13 protein-coding genes are annotated in these 13408 nt (G+C 61.9%); 5 read left to right on the forward strand and 8 right to left on the reverse strand.

The features are described 5' to 3' along the window. Nucleotides 1–396: 396 nt before the first annotated feature. The 3 genes from ABJF10_RS11560 to ABJF10_RS11570 form a co-directional block, all read right to left on the reverse strand. Nucleotides 397–1815 carry a GDSL-type esterase/lipase family protein gene (locus ABJF10_RS11560; protein WP_348544725.1) on the reverse strand — a complete coding sequence of 473 codons (1419 nt, stop codon included), beginning with the start codon at nt 1813–1815 and terminating at the stop codon, nt 397–399. Between the two features lie 61 nt (nt 1816–1876). Next, nucleotides 1877–2515 carry a hypothetical protein gene (locus tag ABJF10_RS11565; protein WP_348544726.1) on the reverse strand — a complete coding sequence of 213 codons (639 nt, stop codon included), beginning with the start codon at nt 2513–2515 and terminating at the stop codon, nt 1877–1879. 37 nt (nt 2516–2552) lie between these two features. Beyond that, nucleotides 2553–3161 carry a hypothetical protein gene (locus tag ABJF10_RS11570; RefSeq protein ID WP_348544727.1) on the reverse strand — a complete coding sequence of 203 codons (609 nt, stop codon included), beginning with the start codon at nt 3159–3161 and terminating at the stop codon, nt 2553–2555. An 83-nt stretch (nt 3162–3244) separates the two neighbouring features. On the opposite strand from ABJF10_RS11570, the gene ABJF10_RS11575 reads away from it, so the two are divergent. Then, complete coding sequence (locus ABJF10_RS11575) at nt 3245–3931, forward strand: hypothetical protein (RefSeq protein WP_348544728.1); 687 nt, start codon at nt 3245–3247, stop codon at nt 3929–3931. Between the two features lie 20 nt (nt 3932–3951). On the opposite strand, the gene ABJF10_RS11580 is transcribed toward ABJF10_RS11575, so the two are convergent. From ABJF10_RS11580 to aroF, 3 genes are all read right to left on the reverse strand, one after another. Further along, a complete protein-coding gene (locus ABJF10_RS11580) occupies nt 3952–4404 on the reverse strand; it encodes a hypothetical protein (protein ID WP_348544729.1) in 453 nt (150 codons plus the stop codon). Between the two features lie 267 nt (nt 4405–4671). After that, the gene (locus ABJF10_RS11585) at nt 4672–5382 is read right to left on the reverse strand and encodes a GAF domain-containing protein (RefSeq protein WP_348544730.1); all 711 of its coding nucleotides are present in this window, start codon (nt 5380–5382) and stop codon (nt 4672–4674) included. 246 nt (nt 5383–5628) lie between these two features. Continuing rightward, nucleotides 5629–6645 carry a 3-deoxy-7-phosphoheptulonate synthase gene (gene aroF / locus ABJF10_RS11590; protein WP_348544731.1) on the reverse strand — a complete coding sequence of 339 codons (1017 nt, stop codon included), beginning with the start codon at nt 6643–6645 and terminating at the stop codon, nt 5629–5631. 106 nt (nt 6646–6751) lie between these two features. On the opposite strand from aroF, the gene ABJF10_RS11595 reads away from it, so the two are divergent. Further along, entirely contained in the window at nt 6752–7831 is a 1080-nt protein-coding gene (locus ABJF10_RS11595) for an LOG family protein (RefSeq protein WP_348544732.1), read from the forward strand. Between the two features lie 730 nt (nt 7832–8561). On the opposite strand, the gene ABJF10_RS11600 is transcribed toward ABJF10_RS11595, so the two are convergent. Next, entirely contained in the window at nt 8562–8822 is a 261-nt protein-coding gene (locus ABJF10_RS11600; protein ID WP_348544733.1) for a phosphopantetheine-binding protein, read from the reverse strand. 77 nt (nt 8823–8899) lie between these two features. Here ABJF10_RS11600 and ABJF10_RS11605 point away from each other — a divergent pair, with 77 nt between their 5' ends. Genes ABJF10_RS11605 through ABJF10_RS11615 form a run of 3 tightly spaced genes read left to right on the forward strand, consistent with a single transcriptional unit; the run spans nt 8900 to nt 10949 of the window. Then, complete coding sequence (locus ABJF10_RS11605) at nt 8900–9646, forward strand: TlyA family RNA methyltransferase (RefSeq protein ID WP_348544734.1); 747 nt, start codon at nt 8900–8902, stop codon at nt 9644–9646. Further along, nucleotides 9622–10488, forward strand: a complete 867-nt coding sequence (locus ABJF10_RS11610; protein WP_348544735.1) for an NAD(+)/NADH kinase — start codon at nt 9622–9624, stop codon at nt 10486–10488. Before ABJF10_RS11605 ends, ABJF10_RS11610 begins: the two co-directional genes overlap by 25 nt. After that, nucleotides 10485–10949: a PTS sugar transporter subunit IIA gene (locus ABJF10_RS11615; protein ID WP_348544736.1), complete on the forward strand. Its 465-nt coding sequence runs from the start codon at nt 10485–10487 to the stop codon at nt 10947–10949. Before ABJF10_RS11610 ends, ABJF10_RS11615 begins: the two co-directional genes overlap by 4 nt. A 2-nt stretch (nt 10950–10951) precedes the next feature. On the opposite strand, the gene ABJF10_RS11620 is transcribed toward ABJF10_RS11615, so the two are convergent. Then, on the reverse strand, nt 10952–13258 hold the full coding sequence (locus ABJF10_RS11620) for a peroxiredoxin family protein (protein WP_348544737.1): 2307 nt from the start codon (nt 13256–13258) through the stop codon (nt 10952–10954). Nucleotides 13259–13408: the final 150 nt, after the last annotated feature.

Here is a 13408-nt window from a genome sequence, read left to right on the forward strand (position 1 = left end):
TTACCGCGGGGACTTCGCTAACTTTTTGCAGAAAGGATGAAATATCCGGGCTAGGCGTGAACGTTGAGAGTGTCTCCATTCGCAAGGCAGAGATCGAGGCATCAGTGGAACTCCTTCAACGGCTGCGCCAGCGGATCGAAAGATCAGAGCGATGAAATTCACAAGCAGCGGGTGATTGCCGACAAGCGAGAGCGAGAGCCTGGCATGCGCTTTGGTTGGAATAAAGGGCTGTGCTTTGTAAACACATCCCGGCATTGGGCTTGGGATGCGAGACGATCGATCAAAGAAACCGCAGTGGTATCCGAGCGACTCCCTCAAACCTTCGCCGGCCTCCATTGGCGGGCCTTTATTACCCTTATACTCGGTTCACTCTTCCGCTAAAGTGCATGACAGGCTCTAGCGGCCGTCCTTTTGCGGGCTGATGGCGTCGCGAAGGTCGGCGAGTGTGTCGTCACCGATGCCGGCGAGGTGTACGGTGCACTGCATCTGCCAGGCGGTGTGGTTGAGCGCGAAGACCAAGGTGTTCCAGCCCGCGTGCAATTGCGCGGCGACGGTTTTCTTTTTGCCCGGCTCGCCCGTCAGCAGACCGGCATAGAGCGAGCCGCCGTTGAGCCACAGGCCGATCTGCATCGTGCTCGCAAAGGTCTGCGTGCTGAGCTCGATATTCACTGGTCGCTCGCGCTCGGAATGAATCCACCGCGCCGCATATCCCGCTTCAAAATTCCGGGCATGGGTGACGGCGGCGAAGTCGACGCTATCGGGATTGGCGCCACCGGTATAGTCGACGGTGGCTGCATACGGTTTCCATTCCAGCGGCTTGCCGGTGGCCGGGTCGGGCGCGGCCACGAAGTCGCCGCGGTGCTCGATCGCTTCCTCGATCGGGCCGCGGTAGCCTGCGGGATCCAACGGCTGCCGCTCGTTCCAAGGCTTGCGGATGATCCCGGTGGCGACGAGCCACGGCGCGGAAGGAACGGAAGCAGTGGCAGATGTCCCCTTGGCTTTGTCAAAAATTTTGGCGAGCTTTTGCTCTTCGAGCGCGTGCGACGCTGTGGTCTCGCCGAGCCCGCGCAGCATGCCCATGGCGATCGCGATGTGTCCCGCTTCATTGGGATGCACATAGTCGTGCGTGACATGAAAATCCGCTTTCAACTCCCGCCCGCGCGCGAGCACCTCGCGCATGGCATGGTTGGTCGGCAACACCCGCCATTGCATCTCCTCCGCGAGATCCGTGAGGCGTTTGTTCAATTGATCCATCATCGCGTTCTTCGGCGAGTGGAGCAAATCCTCGGTGCACAAGGTCGGCGTCGCCACGGCCGTGACTTTCGGATTCGACCGGATCTGCAGTCTGATCACGAGCTCGCGATAGTTCGCCACCCATTTGTCCAGCGAGGCCGGATCATCCACCACATACGGCGCAAGGACATCGTTCATCCCGAGCATCACGATGAGCACATCTGCCGGTTGATCGAGCGCCGCCTTCACCTCGATGCCTTTTACATCCAGCGGGAAGGCATCCGCGCGCGAGCGCTTTTCCGTGTTCAGCCATGCCTGCACGCCCTGCCCGCTGCCGCCCAGGGAGACGACATTCGGATGGCATCCCGGATACGCCTGCTCCAGCGCCCATTCGATTTGATAGGCGTAACCCGCGGGATGATTGCGGCTTTGCCCGGTGATGCTATCGCCGACCAGGACGATGCGCGCATTGCCGTTTTGGAGCAGGGGCGATAATGGTGCGAGCCGCGCGGCGTGGGTCTCGGCCAGCCCCATGCTGACAAACGCGAGCAGACAAAAAAGAATGCGGGAGGGAATTCGCATCCGCGCATCGTATCAGGATCCTCGGTTGCGCAAATCCTTCAATGAGACGAATCCCGCGCGCTTACTTTTTGGAATCGAACGCCGAGAGCTCTTGATTGGTGAGAATGATGCGCAAGGCCTGTTCCTTGGTGAATCCCTGAGCCATCAACGCCTCGTAATACGCCCTTTTCGCCCGCGCGATCCTCCGGGCCGTTTCCGGGCGCCCTTGGTAATCCAGCATGGCATCACTGAATCCAGTCAGCGTAGGCAGGAGCAACGCACTGAGCGCTTCCGTCGATTGGCCGTTGGCGCTGAATGTCGGGAGGCCCGCCGCCGCCTTTTCCTCGGCGGAAATCCGGATGGGTGGGTTCTTGGATCGAATGAAGTAAACGCCTTGGCTCTGATGGTAGACGAGGTCCTTGGAGGCGATGACGATCTCCATCGCCTCCTTCGGCGTCTGGTCCTGGATGCGCATATTGACCGTGCCTTCCACGCCATCGGCCACGACGACATTGATGTTGGCTGCCCGGGCCAGCGTCCGGAGCACTTCAGCGAGGTTCTGACCGATGAAGTCAAAAGTGCGTGGTGTCTGCGGACTGATCTTCGCATTGCCAAGGGTGATGGGGGGAGCCGGAAGGGGAGGTTCAATGGGCGCCACCATCGGTGCCGCCACGGTCTGCGCGCCCAGGAGGAGAAGCGGAAGGAGGGAGATCCGTCGCATGAGAATGGGTGTCGGTCGGTCGAGGGGAGCCCGGCGGTTATTTGTTCGCCCCGGGAGCGGGCAGCCCGTGATCGCTGAGGATGATTTGGAAGGCCTCTTCTTTGGTAAAGCCTTCGGCAATGAGCGCGTCGAAGAGGGCCTTGGTCGCCTTGGCCAACTTCTGGGCGGTCTCCGGCCGGGCGGCATAGTCGAGCAGCGAATCATACATTCCCGTTAGCGCCGGGGTGAAGGCGCCCGCCAGATCCTTGAGATTGAACGGATCCGCACTGCCGGCTTTCACCACGCCCGCCGCCGGGGGATTTTTCGGGCGGATAAAGAGGGTGCCTTTTTGTTCGTCGAGGACCAGGTCTTTGGTGGCGATGATGATGTCGATGGCCTCGCGTGGTGTCTTGTTCTCCAGCCGCATGCTGATCGTGTCCTTGATGTCTTCGCTCACCGCGATCGTGACCTTGGCATTGCGCGCCAGGACCTGCAGCGCCAGCGCCAGGTCATCGTTTTGAAATTCAATCAGCCGTGGTGTTTGCGGAGTGATGCCAAAATCAAGGGGAGTGGGCGGCTTTTTTGCCGCTTTCGGCCCCGCCAGGACCGGGGCGGCCCCACAGGTTAGGAGGAACAGGATCAGGAGGATTGGGCGATGAAGAGGCACAGCCGCTAGCTAGAGCAAAAACGGGGCCGCGTTCGGAACATCGTGCTGGACTTGGCGAAGGGGATGCCGCTTGCATGGGCCGCATGAAAACGCACTTGTTCCGGTTGACGGGGATTTTCGCGACAGCGCTCCTGCTTTCGCTCGCGCCTGCCGCCCCTGCGGCGCCGGAAAAGAAGCCCAAGACGAAGACCCCGGCCACACCCACGGACCAACTGGAAGCGGCCCGCACCGCGACCCGGAAGATCCCGGCCCTGGCGGTCGACGCCATCCTCAAGCGGGAGAAGTTTGAGATCCGGCTCAAGGTGCGGCGTGTGGGAGACGATTTCGAAATGACCCTGGCGGGCAAGCAGCCGATGACCGTTGTGCGCAAGGACGGGACGTATTTCCTCAGCGAGGACGAGGGGAAGACCTGGCGGCCCACCCAACCGGACGATGAACTCGTCACCGCAGTCCTGGCGCCACTGGAGAACGGCCCGCTGGTGGGCGATCCACGCCGCGCGACCTACGAATCGCTCGGGAAAGAGAAGACGCCCGAGGGCGTCGAATTGCTGCACCTGCGCCTGGTGCCCAACAAGGACGACAAGGTGGATATGAATGACTTGCCGCAGGAATGGCTGGCCTCCGATGGCAAAACCGGCTGGCTGGTGCGGCGGTCGCACTCCTTCGCCGTTCTGTTCAAGCAACTGGTGAATGCCGACATCACCTACCAGGTATTGCCGAAGGACGCGGCCATCGAGACCCCGGTGGTGGGCGCACCGGCGAAGCCGTAGCGAACCGTTGGCGTCGTTTGCTAGCCGCCGGACTTGAAGAGCCGCAGCGGCAGGTCCGCCAACTCGGGCCTGGTGAGCAGACCGTCGTGATTGGTGTCGAGCAGCTTGAAGAGCGCGGCGCAGCCCGTTTCGTATTCCGCTTTGCTGATCCGCCGGTCGTGATCGGTATCGAAGGTGTAGAGGATCTTCTTGATGAGCGCGACGCTGGCGATGGCGCCGAACTTGCCAACTTCCTCTGCGATCGGTTCGGCGAGGGCGTCCAGCTCCGGCTCCGAGAGGAAGCCGTCCTGGTCGTGATCCATCTCGATGAACCCATCGTTGGCGCCGTTTTGCCATTCGTTGAGGTCGACGTTTCCATCGTGGTCGCGGTCGAACTGTTTCACGATGAGCCCGGCCAGCAGGTCGGTGCCGGGCAGTTCGGCCAGGGCCGACGTGGCCACGAAGAGAATCGGGACGAGGAACAGCGCTTTCATGGGGGTGGGGGAATAGTGGCGCGGAATGCCGCTGAGGCAAGGGGAGAGGAAGGGATGAAAAATTAGGAAAGCAGGAAAGCAGGAAAAGGAGAGTAGGCGGAGGGGGTTCGTCTGGTTCCTGATTCCTGCTCTGCGTCTCTGCGGTTGTTCCCATTGCGGATGGATTCGTCAGAGCCCTTCCCATTTCCCCCTTTGTGTCTTCGAGCCTTCGTGGTCATTTTCTCCTTCTCCGCGTTGGAGGATGCACCGAACCGTCGAGACGGTAAACTAGTTGGCGGCCGAGACGACCTTTTCCTTGAGTTCCTGGCCGAGCCTCTCCGCGCACTCGGGACAGATCCCGTGGGGAAATTTCGTGCCGGAATGGCGCGCGAAATAGCCTTCCAGCTCATGGCAGTACTGCTCGTCATCGCGAATCCGGTGGCACCCGCCGCAGACGGGCAGCAAATCCCGCAGCGTCGCCGTTTCCTCCTCCGCGGCGCGCTGTCCGCTCAGCGCCCGCCGCAACTCGAGCAGCGCGACGACCTGGCGGGCCAGCGCGGCGAGCGCTTCCTTTTGCTTCTCGGTCAGTTGTCGCGGCATGCGATCCATGATGCAGAGCGTGCCCAGCGGCACCCCGTCGGGAGTGATCAGCGGTGCGCCCGCGTAAAAGCGAATATAGGGTGCGCCCAGGACCAGCGGACTCCCCGCAAACCGCTCGTCCTCCATCGCGTCAGGCACCAGGAAGACTTTTTTCTGCCGGATCGTCTGGGCGCAAAAGGCCTGCTTGAGCGGTGTTTCCGTCACCTCCCAGCCGATGCGGGACTTGAACCATTGCCGGTCGAGATCCAGCAGGGTGATGAGGACGATCGGCGCGCCGCACAGCAGGCTGGCCAGGCGGCTGATATCGTCGAAGCCTTCCTCTGGCGCGGTGTCCAGAATGGCATAATCGCGCAGCGCCTCGACGCGGCTCTGGTCGAGGAGGGAAGGGGCAGTCGGCATCTCATCAATATGTAGCAACTTTGTTGCCAAATTATACCGCTTATTTGACAGAAGTGGGGCTCGCCCGACGCCCGGTAACGCCCTGCCAGACGTCGTCCTTGCTCCGCGCGGGATCGTTTGTTTACCACCAAGACACCAAGGCACGAAGGAAGCAAAAAGGCCTTCCGCCCGTCCCATCTTCCTTCGAGTCTTCGTGCCTTCGTGGTGATTCTCCCCCCGCCGCCGGTCGAAAATGGCGTTTCCGCGTTATTTCCGCCCGACCGCCCCGAGGAGCGGTTGCAGGTCTTTCACGAGCGCCTGGAAGCCGGCGAAATCCACCTGCTGCTGGCCGTCGCTAAGCGCTTCGGCGGGGTGGGGGTGCACTTCGATGAGCAAGCCATCGGCGCCCATGGCCACGGCGCCTTTGCACAGCGCGCGCACGAGATCGGCGCGGCCGGCGCCCTGGCTGGGGTCGACGATCACCGGGAGGTGCGATTCCTTCTTCGCCACCGCCACGGCGGCGAGATCGAGCGTATTGCGCGTGTAGGTCTCGAAGGTGCGGATGCCGCGCTCGCAGAACATGACTTTCCCGTTGCCGTGCGCGAGCAGGTACTCGGCGCCGAGCAGCCATTCCTCGATCTTCTGGCTCAGCCCGCGCTTGAGCAGGATGGGCTTGCCGGTCCGGGCGGCTTCGATGAGGAGCTGGAAATTCTGCGAATTGCGCGCACCGATCTGGAGGATGTCCGCATGGCTGGCCACTTCGTCCACGTGACGCTCGCTGAGCACTTCGGTGATGATCTTCAGGCCCGTCTCCTTCTTCGCGAGGGAGAGCAGGCGCAGGCCTTCGCTGCCCAGGCCTTGGAATTCGTAGGGTGACGTGCGGGGCTTGAAAGCCCCGCCGCGCAGGATGGTCGCGCCCGCCGCTTTCACCGCCCGCGCGGTGCTGAGCAGTTGCTCTTCGCTCTCCACCGAGCAGGGGCCCGCCATGATGCAGAAAGGGGAGTTGCCGCCGATCTTCACCCCGTCCACATCCACCACCGTGTCGCCATCCTGCGATTCGCGGCTCACCAGCTTGTGCCGCTTCTGCACCGGGATCACTTTCTCCACCTGCGGCAGGGCGTTGAGCGACATCAGCGTGTGATGCGTGCGCTCGTCGCCGATGGCCGCCACGACCGTCTGCTCGGTGCCGAAAATGGGCCGCGGATCGTAGCCGAGCTTCTGGACTTCGGCGATGACTTCATCGACTTGCGGGCGGGGCGTATTGGGACGAATGACAATGATCATGGGTGAAATGGGGGAAAGTTGAGGTTTCAGTGAATCGGGACGAAAGATAAAAGCGGACGGCGCTTGTAACCGGCCCCACCGTTTCGCTCAACTCCCATCTTCCCCAATGCAGGATTTTACCGCAGGCAGCATCTCCGCCACCCCGAACAAGACCCAGACCACCGGCAACCCGAAAACCGACGAACTGATCAAACAGCTCGTCTGCGAATGGGAATGCACGAAATCCTGCGAGCTGATCGAGGAAATGATCATCACCGCCCTGAAAATGGGCCGCGACCAGACCACGACCGCCGTCCTGAAGCTCTTCAATCGCTCGCTCAAGGAACTCCGCTACGCCGCCCGCGTCTTCGCGCCATATCGGCATGTGCACAAGGTGGTCGTCTTCGGTTCCGCGCGAACCAAGGCCACCGAGCCCGAAGCCGTGGCGTCCGAGGAATTCGCCCGCCGCATGCACGAGGAGCTCGGCTACATGACCATCACCGGCGGAGGCGACGGCATCATGGGCGCCGCCCAGCGCGGCGCCGGCCGGGAAAACAGCTTCGGCCTCAACATCCGCCTGCCCTTCGAGCAGCGGGCCAACGAGACGATCCATGGCGACCCCAAGCTCATCAATTTCAACTACTTCTTCACCCGCAAGCTGAACTTCCTCAAGGAGACCCACGCTGTGGCGCTCTTCCCCGGCGGCTTCGGCACGATGGATGAAGGCTTCGAGGTGCTCACCCTCATGCAAACCGGCAAGGCGCGCATCATTCCCGTCGTGCTGGTCGATCGTCCCGGCGGCACCTATTGGAAGACGTGGATTCGCTTTCTCGAGGATCACCTGCTCCGCAAGGGACTGATCTCCGAGGACGATTTTTCCCTCTTCAAGATGTGCAACAGCGTGGACGAAGCGGTCGCCGAGATCGCGCAATTCTACAAGAACTTCCACAACTACCGCTGGGTCGGTCAGAAGATGGTCATCCGCATGCACCGCCCGCTCACCGAGAAGGCTGTGGAATCGATCAACGCCGCCTTCGACGACATCTTCAGCGGCCACCACGCCACGCAAGGTGCGGCCCTGCCCGAGGAGCACAACGAGCCCGATATCGAGAAACTCCCGCGCCTCATCTGCACGCCGAAGCGCAAAAACTTCGGCCGCTTCCGCAAACTGATCGACGCCGTCAACGCGGCCGAGACGGTGAGCTAAGCCATGTTCACGGATTGCGCACGGCGATCACAGGTGTAGGGCGCGTGTCCTCACGCGCCGGGGGAGATCCTGCTCCCGCGCCCCTAATTAAGGCGCGCAGTGTGAAATTTTCCGCAATGGAGCCAACAGAGCCAATGGAGCCAATGGAGCCAATGGAGCAAGGCACTTTTTTCGCCGGATCATGCGATACTTTCTCGCATGCACACAGACGAATCCCACAATACCCGTAACGGTAAGATCGCCCAATTCCCCACGGCCATCCGCGAGGAACTCAATCAACGCCTCGCCACCGCCAACACAGCCAGCTCCTCGTGAAACGGCTCAACTCCCTGCCCGATGCCGGAGGCATCCCAGCGCATAGCCGGTGGTTGAGCGAAGCGACACCACCGGAAATGGTGCGGGAAACGGCTCACCCCAGAGGGGTGGTAGTCATTGCTCGAATCAAGGTGAATCAAGGTGAATCAAGGTGAATCAAGGTGAATCAAGGTGAATCAAGGTGCGCGAAAATTGGCGGCATTACCGGGAGACCCACGCCCCAAGGCCGATGCGAATCAGGAGCCCCAGGCGAAGAAAGAGAAGCCGATTTAAGGTGCCTTAAGCCCCCTTAAGGCGATTTAAGGTGCGAGTTTTTTTCGTGGAGGCCGTGAGGGCGAATTAAGCGGGCGGTCAGTCGAGCTCACAGGCTCGCCGACAACACCACGGCCGCCATCCCGGCTCGCGGCTCTTGTCCCTACTTCCGATTGGCGACTACGTAGTCGTGGATCGTGTTCACCGAGGCCAGCGCCTGCTTGGCGGTCTCCGAATTGGCTACGCTCACGCCAAACTTTTTCTCCAGCGAAACGACCAGTTCCAAGGCGTCAATCGAGTCCAGCCCGAGACCGCCGGGACCGAAAAGCGGCAGATCGTCGGCGATCTCCTCTTTCGGTACCTTCAGCATCAGGTTCTCTACCATCATTTCCTTGATCTCCTCGCGGAGGTTGTCTTCGAGCATGGCGGGGCGGTGTATTTGTTTGGAAAATGATTCGGTTTCAAGCCTTTTCACGGATTCAATTTCCCCGCTTATCCCAAATGCCTGCTGTAAAACAACGTCTCGACCAGCTCCTTGTCGCCCGCGGCTACTTCGAATCGCGGGAGAAAGCGCAGCGGGCGATCATGGCTGGCACGGTGAGCATCGGTGAACAGCGCGCGGACAAACCCGGCACCCGCGTAGCGGAGGATGCGCCCATTCAGGTGAAATCCGCCGAGCGCTACGTCGGCCGCGGCGGCCTGAAGATGGAGGCGGCCCTGGCCCAGTTCGGCATCGATCCCACCGGCGCGACCTGCCTCGATATCGGCGCCAGCACCGGGGGGTTCACCGATTGTCTGCTGCAGCATGGGGCGGCGAAGGTCTTTGCCATCGATGTCGGTCATTCCCAGCTCGACTGGAAAATCCGGAGCGATCCGCGGGTGGTCGTCCGCGAGAAGCTGAATGCCCGGCACCTCAGTCGCGCCGATATTCCCGACCCCATCGCCCTCTGCGTGATCGATGTCTCGTTCATCTCGCTGACTTTGATCTTGCCACCCGCCGTTGCGCTGCTGAGCAATGGCGGCGTGATCATTCCTCTGATCAAACCGCAATTCGAACTCCGCAAGGAGGACGTGGGCAAAGGCGGCGTCATCCGTGATCCTGCTCTCCACGAGCAGGCCGTGGAAAAGATCCGTGCCTTTGTCGCGACGCTGCCCGCCGTGGTGTGGAGCGGGTTGATCGAGTCACCCATCCTCGGCGGCGAGGGTAACAAGGAGTTCCTCGCATGTCTGCGTGCCGCATCGGTCTGATCGCCAATCATGGCAAGCCCGGCGCGGCCGAGCTTGTTCGCGAGATCGTCGCGGAATGCGAACGGCGCGCGCTGCCGTTGACGCTCGAGGCGCACACCGCGCAGAGCATCGGCGCGCCGGCGACCTGCTCGCACGATGATCTCGTGCGGACGTCCGATCTGCTGCTGGTGCTCGGCGGTGATGGCACCATTCTTCAAGTGCTGCACGAACTCTGCGACGAATTCCGCCCGATCCTCGGAATCAATCTCGGCACGCTCGGCTTTCTCACCTGCGTCGGTGCGGCCGCCTGGCGCGACGCCATCGAGGCCATCGCCAGCGGCACCTACCGCCTCAGCGAGCGGACGCTGCTCGATATCGAGGTCGTCCGCGACGGGCAATCGCTCGGCCGTTACATCGCGCTCAACGATGCGGTCATCAGCCGCGGCGAATTGTCGCGCCTCATCAAGCTGAATGTCATCGTCGATGAAGCCAATCTCAGCGAATACAACGCCGACGGTCTCATTGTCGCCACGCCCACGGGCTCGACGGCTTATTCGCTCAGCGCCGGTGGCCCGGTCCTCACGCCGAACAGCGGCGTCTTCGTCGTCACGCCGATCTGCCCGCACGTGCTCACCATGCGTCCCGTGCTGGTCAGCGATGCCTCCCACATCGAGATCATCCCGTCGCCGCGCGAACCGGATGTGTTTCTTACGCTCGACGGCCAGAATTCTGTGCGCATCCTTGCCGGTGATTTGATTCGCATTACCAAAGCCCCGCAACGCCTGCCTCTCGCCATGCTCCCGGGTATGTCCTTTTTTGAAGTGCTCCGCCAAAAGCTGAAATGGAGCGGCACCGCCATATGATCACCGTCGCCGATCTTCTGCTTCCCGATCACGTCGCGCTCCAGATGCGGGCCACCGACTCCAAGGGCGCCATCGACGAGGTGGCGGCGCTGCTGAAGAGCACACCCGCCGTGCTCGATTGGAATGCCTTGCTCAAAGGTGTGCACACCTCGGCGCCATGCCTGCCCGAGCCCGGGGGCGGCTTCGCGCTGTGCATCCCGCACACCCGCGGGGAATGCGTAAACGAGATGGTGATGTCGGTGGGCAGGTCCGAGGCGGGCATCGTCTTTCCCGGCGTCGAGCTGCCCATTCGCTATATCTTTTGCATCGCCGTGCCGCGCGCCCTTGCCGCGGATTACCTGCGCATCGTCGGCTTGCTTGCCCGAGTCTTCAAGGATCGCACTGCGGAAGCGGAGTTAAGGGCGGCCACGACCGGCTCGGAATTCGTCGACCTGCTTTCCCGCCGCGAGGCGAAATTGTAGCGTCAGTTCGCTGCGGTACCCGTTTCTTTCGAAGTCGGAATGCTGAGCACGCGCTTCGCTTCGCCCAGCAGCCATTGCGCTTCGCGGAAGGGCTCGAAGCTGATGTTCTGCCAGCGCACCTGGCCGGTGCCATCGATCAGGAAAACGCCATGCAACGGCATGTGCTCGAAATCATCGTAGGCGCGATAGGCCCGGAAAGTATCGAGCGAGACATCCGAGAGAATCGGGAAGGGGAACCCGCTCGCCTCCTTCGCTTTCTCGAAGGTGCGCTGCAAGCCATCCGGCGAATCCCGGCTGACCGCGACAATCGAGATGCCCGCCGCCGTAAAACCCTGCGTCAGTGGTGCGAGGATGTTGAGTTGCTCAATACAGCCCGCGCATCCACTGCCGAGGTAAAAGACCACGAGCACGGGCTTTCCATGATAGCTCGCCAGCGACTGAAACTGCTCGTGCTGGTCGGCCAGGTTCCAGGCCGGCGCTGGGTACGGATGCCAGCGGAATGGGCCGAGCGTCTTGATGTCGGGCCGCAGGCCTACATCGCCGGCCACGGTCGCGGACAGGCGCCAGTCGGTCGGTAGTTTGAGGTCGGCGATGAGCGGCGCCAGGCGGTCGAAAATGGGCGGGTCGAGGTCCATGCCCGCGGAGAGCTTGTGGAGTTTTTCAAACGTCTCCCGCGCCGCGTCAGGCTGTTTCGAATGCCAGAGGAGATCGGCCAGATTGGCCAGCGGTTGGACCTGGCCGGGATTGGCGACGGAGGCCTCGCGAGCCATCTTCACGGCTCCGGCTTGGTCGCCGAGCGCAAAGAGAATGCGCGCTTTGCGTTCCGCCGGAATGTCGCGCGCCTTGTCGAGCAGCGGCTTGACCGCATCGAGTTTCCCATTGGGGAGCGCGCGGTAAACCTGGACCTCGGCGATGGCGGCTTCCGCCGTCGAGATGCGATAGGCAAACCCGCGCAGCGCATCCGCCATCGCTCGGGCGATTTGATCGTCGGGCTTTTTGTCCGCTTGGGCTTTCACTTCCGCGGCATCGGCGGCGGCGATGCGTTCCTCCCGCGCCTTCTTGAGCAGGGCTTGCAGTGCGGTTAATATTTCCTCGCCGTGCGTGGTGTCGGCGCGCGTGAAATAGGCGACGCCGAAGGCGGTGAGCCGCTTGGTTTCGTTTACCGGATTCTCGGCGGGGGCAAGGTACATGGAATCGCGCAAAGCGATCAGGTCGTCCCACAGTTCGTAGGTGACGAGCGTACTCAGCAGGCGCTCGCGGCCCATTTCGTAGGCGCTGCTTTGGGTTGGGCCGAGCCGGGGAAGCTCGATCATGTTCTTCGCCAGGTCGATCGCATCGTGCACGCGCCCCACGTAGTTGAGGTTCTTCACCAGCCAGTCGTTGTTGTGCGCGTAATTGTGAATCTGCTCCGGCATGATGCGCGCCGCGGCCATGTAGGCGTGATCGACGCGCGCCGAGGCTTCCTGCTGCCAGGCGGCATCGGCATAGCGGTGCAGATTGGAAAAAGTATGACCCGACATGTGCCACATGTGGGCGATCGCCGGGGCGGATTGCCCGCAGTGCGCGGCGGCGGCGATGGCCCGCTTGTCGCCATCCGCTCCATTCCAGAGGTGGATGAGATAGTGATGGATCGGGTGCATCGGATTCACGGCCAGCACCTGCCGCGCGAGCGCATCGACCACCAGGCGGCTCGGGATCGCAATGCCATGCTGCTTGTTGTCCCAGAGATGGAAGACGAGCAACGCCCTGGCCTCGAGATCATCGGGAAATTCGTAGGTTAAATCTTCCAGCGAGCGAATCAGCGCACTGCGCCGGGCGATTTCATCCGCCTTCGTATCGGCGTAAAACTTGGCGTAGGCGTCGATCCACAGTTGCTCCCGGCGGCTCGCCTTGTCCTTCTTTGCGACGGCCAGTTTCATGAAGTCCGCGGCGCGCTTGGGGCTGTTGATGTTCGCCATCGCCATGCCCCAGTAGGCCATGGCGCACCCGGCATCGAGCGCCGCGACCTGGCGGAAGGAGCGCTCCGCCTCGAAGTACCAGAAGCCATGCAGTTGGCCGACGCCTTGGGTGAAGAACTTCTGGGCCAAGGGTTTTCCGGTCGTCACTGGGAAGCTCACATCGCCGGTTCCTGCCATCAAAATCGCCGCCTGCCGGGGGCCTTCGTTGAAGGCTTCGCCGTTGCTGGAGTGCCCGGGGGTCAGCTTGTCATCGGCCTTGGCGGGTGATGGATCTTCTCCAAGGGCGACGCCGTGGCAGAGCAACGCCAGAGTGCAGGCGATGTAAAAGGGAAGGCGGATAGACGAGTTCACGAGGGGATACGATGCTGACGATAGCGCAAAAACACGCGTAAAAGAGAAGATTTTGCGACCCCACCCAACGCCAGCCGCCGACGTGTTCCCGGCTAGACCAAACGCTTGGGATCGTCGAAAGTCAGGCTGCCGTGAACAATGCCCGGTTTA

Origin of the sequence: Chthoniobacter sp., from assembly GCF_040003245.1 — a bacterium.
Lineage (GTDB): Bacteria > Verrucomicrobiota > Verrucomicrobiia > Chthoniobacterales > Chthoniobacteraceae > Chthoniobacter.

What these genes read in the sequence shown, in the direction of transcription:
- ABJF10_RS11560 (WP_348544725.1), bottom strand. Translation starts at nt 1,815, where the DNA reads ATGCGAATTCCCTCCCGCATTCTTTTTTGTCTGCTCGCGTTTGTCAGC.
- ABJF10_RS11580 (WP_348544729.1), bottom strand. Translation starts at nt 4,404, where the DNA reads ATGAAAGCGCTGTTCCTCGTCCCGATTCTCTTCGTGGCCACGTCGGCC.
- ABJF10_RS11605 (WP_348544734.1), top strand. Translation starts at nt 8,900, where the DNA reads ATGCCTGCTGTAAAACAACGTCTCGACCAGCTCCTTGTCGCCCGCGGC.
- ABJF10_RS11615 (WP_348544736.1), top strand. Translation starts at nt 10,485, where the DNA reads ATGATCACCGTCGCCGATCTTCTGCTTCCCGATCACGTCGCGCTCCAG.
- ABJF10_RS11575 (WP_348544728.1), top strand. Translation starts at nt 3,245, where the DNA reads ATGAAAACGCACTTGTTCCGGTTGACGGGGATTTTCGCGACAGCGCTC.
- ABJF10_RS11610 (WP_348544735.1), top strand. Translation starts at nt 9,622, where the DNA reads ATGTCTGCGTGCCGCATCGGTCTGATCGCCAATCATGGCAAGCCCGGC.
- aroF (WP_348544731.1), bottom strand. Translation starts at nt 6,645, where the DNA reads ATGATCATTGTCATTCGTCCCAATACGCCCCGCCCGCAAGTCGATGAA.
- ABJF10_RS11595 (WP_348544732.1), top strand. Translation starts at nt 6,752, where the DNA reads ATGCAGGATTTTACCGCAGGCAGCATCTCCGCCACCCCGAACAAGACC.
- ABJF10_RS11565 (WP_348544726.1), bottom strand. Translation starts at nt 2,515, where the DNA reads ATGCGACGGATCTCCCTCCTTCCGCTTCTCCTCCTGGGCGCGCAGACC.
- ABJF10_RS11585 (WP_348544730.1), bottom strand. Translation starts at nt 5,382, where the DNA reads ATGCCGACTGCCCCTTCCCTCCTCGACCAGAGCCGCGTCGAGGCGCTG.
- ABJF10_RS11600 (WP_348544733.1), bottom strand. Translation starts at nt 8,822, where the DNA reads ATGCTCGAAGACAACCTCCGCGAGGAGATCAAGGAAATGATGGTAGAG.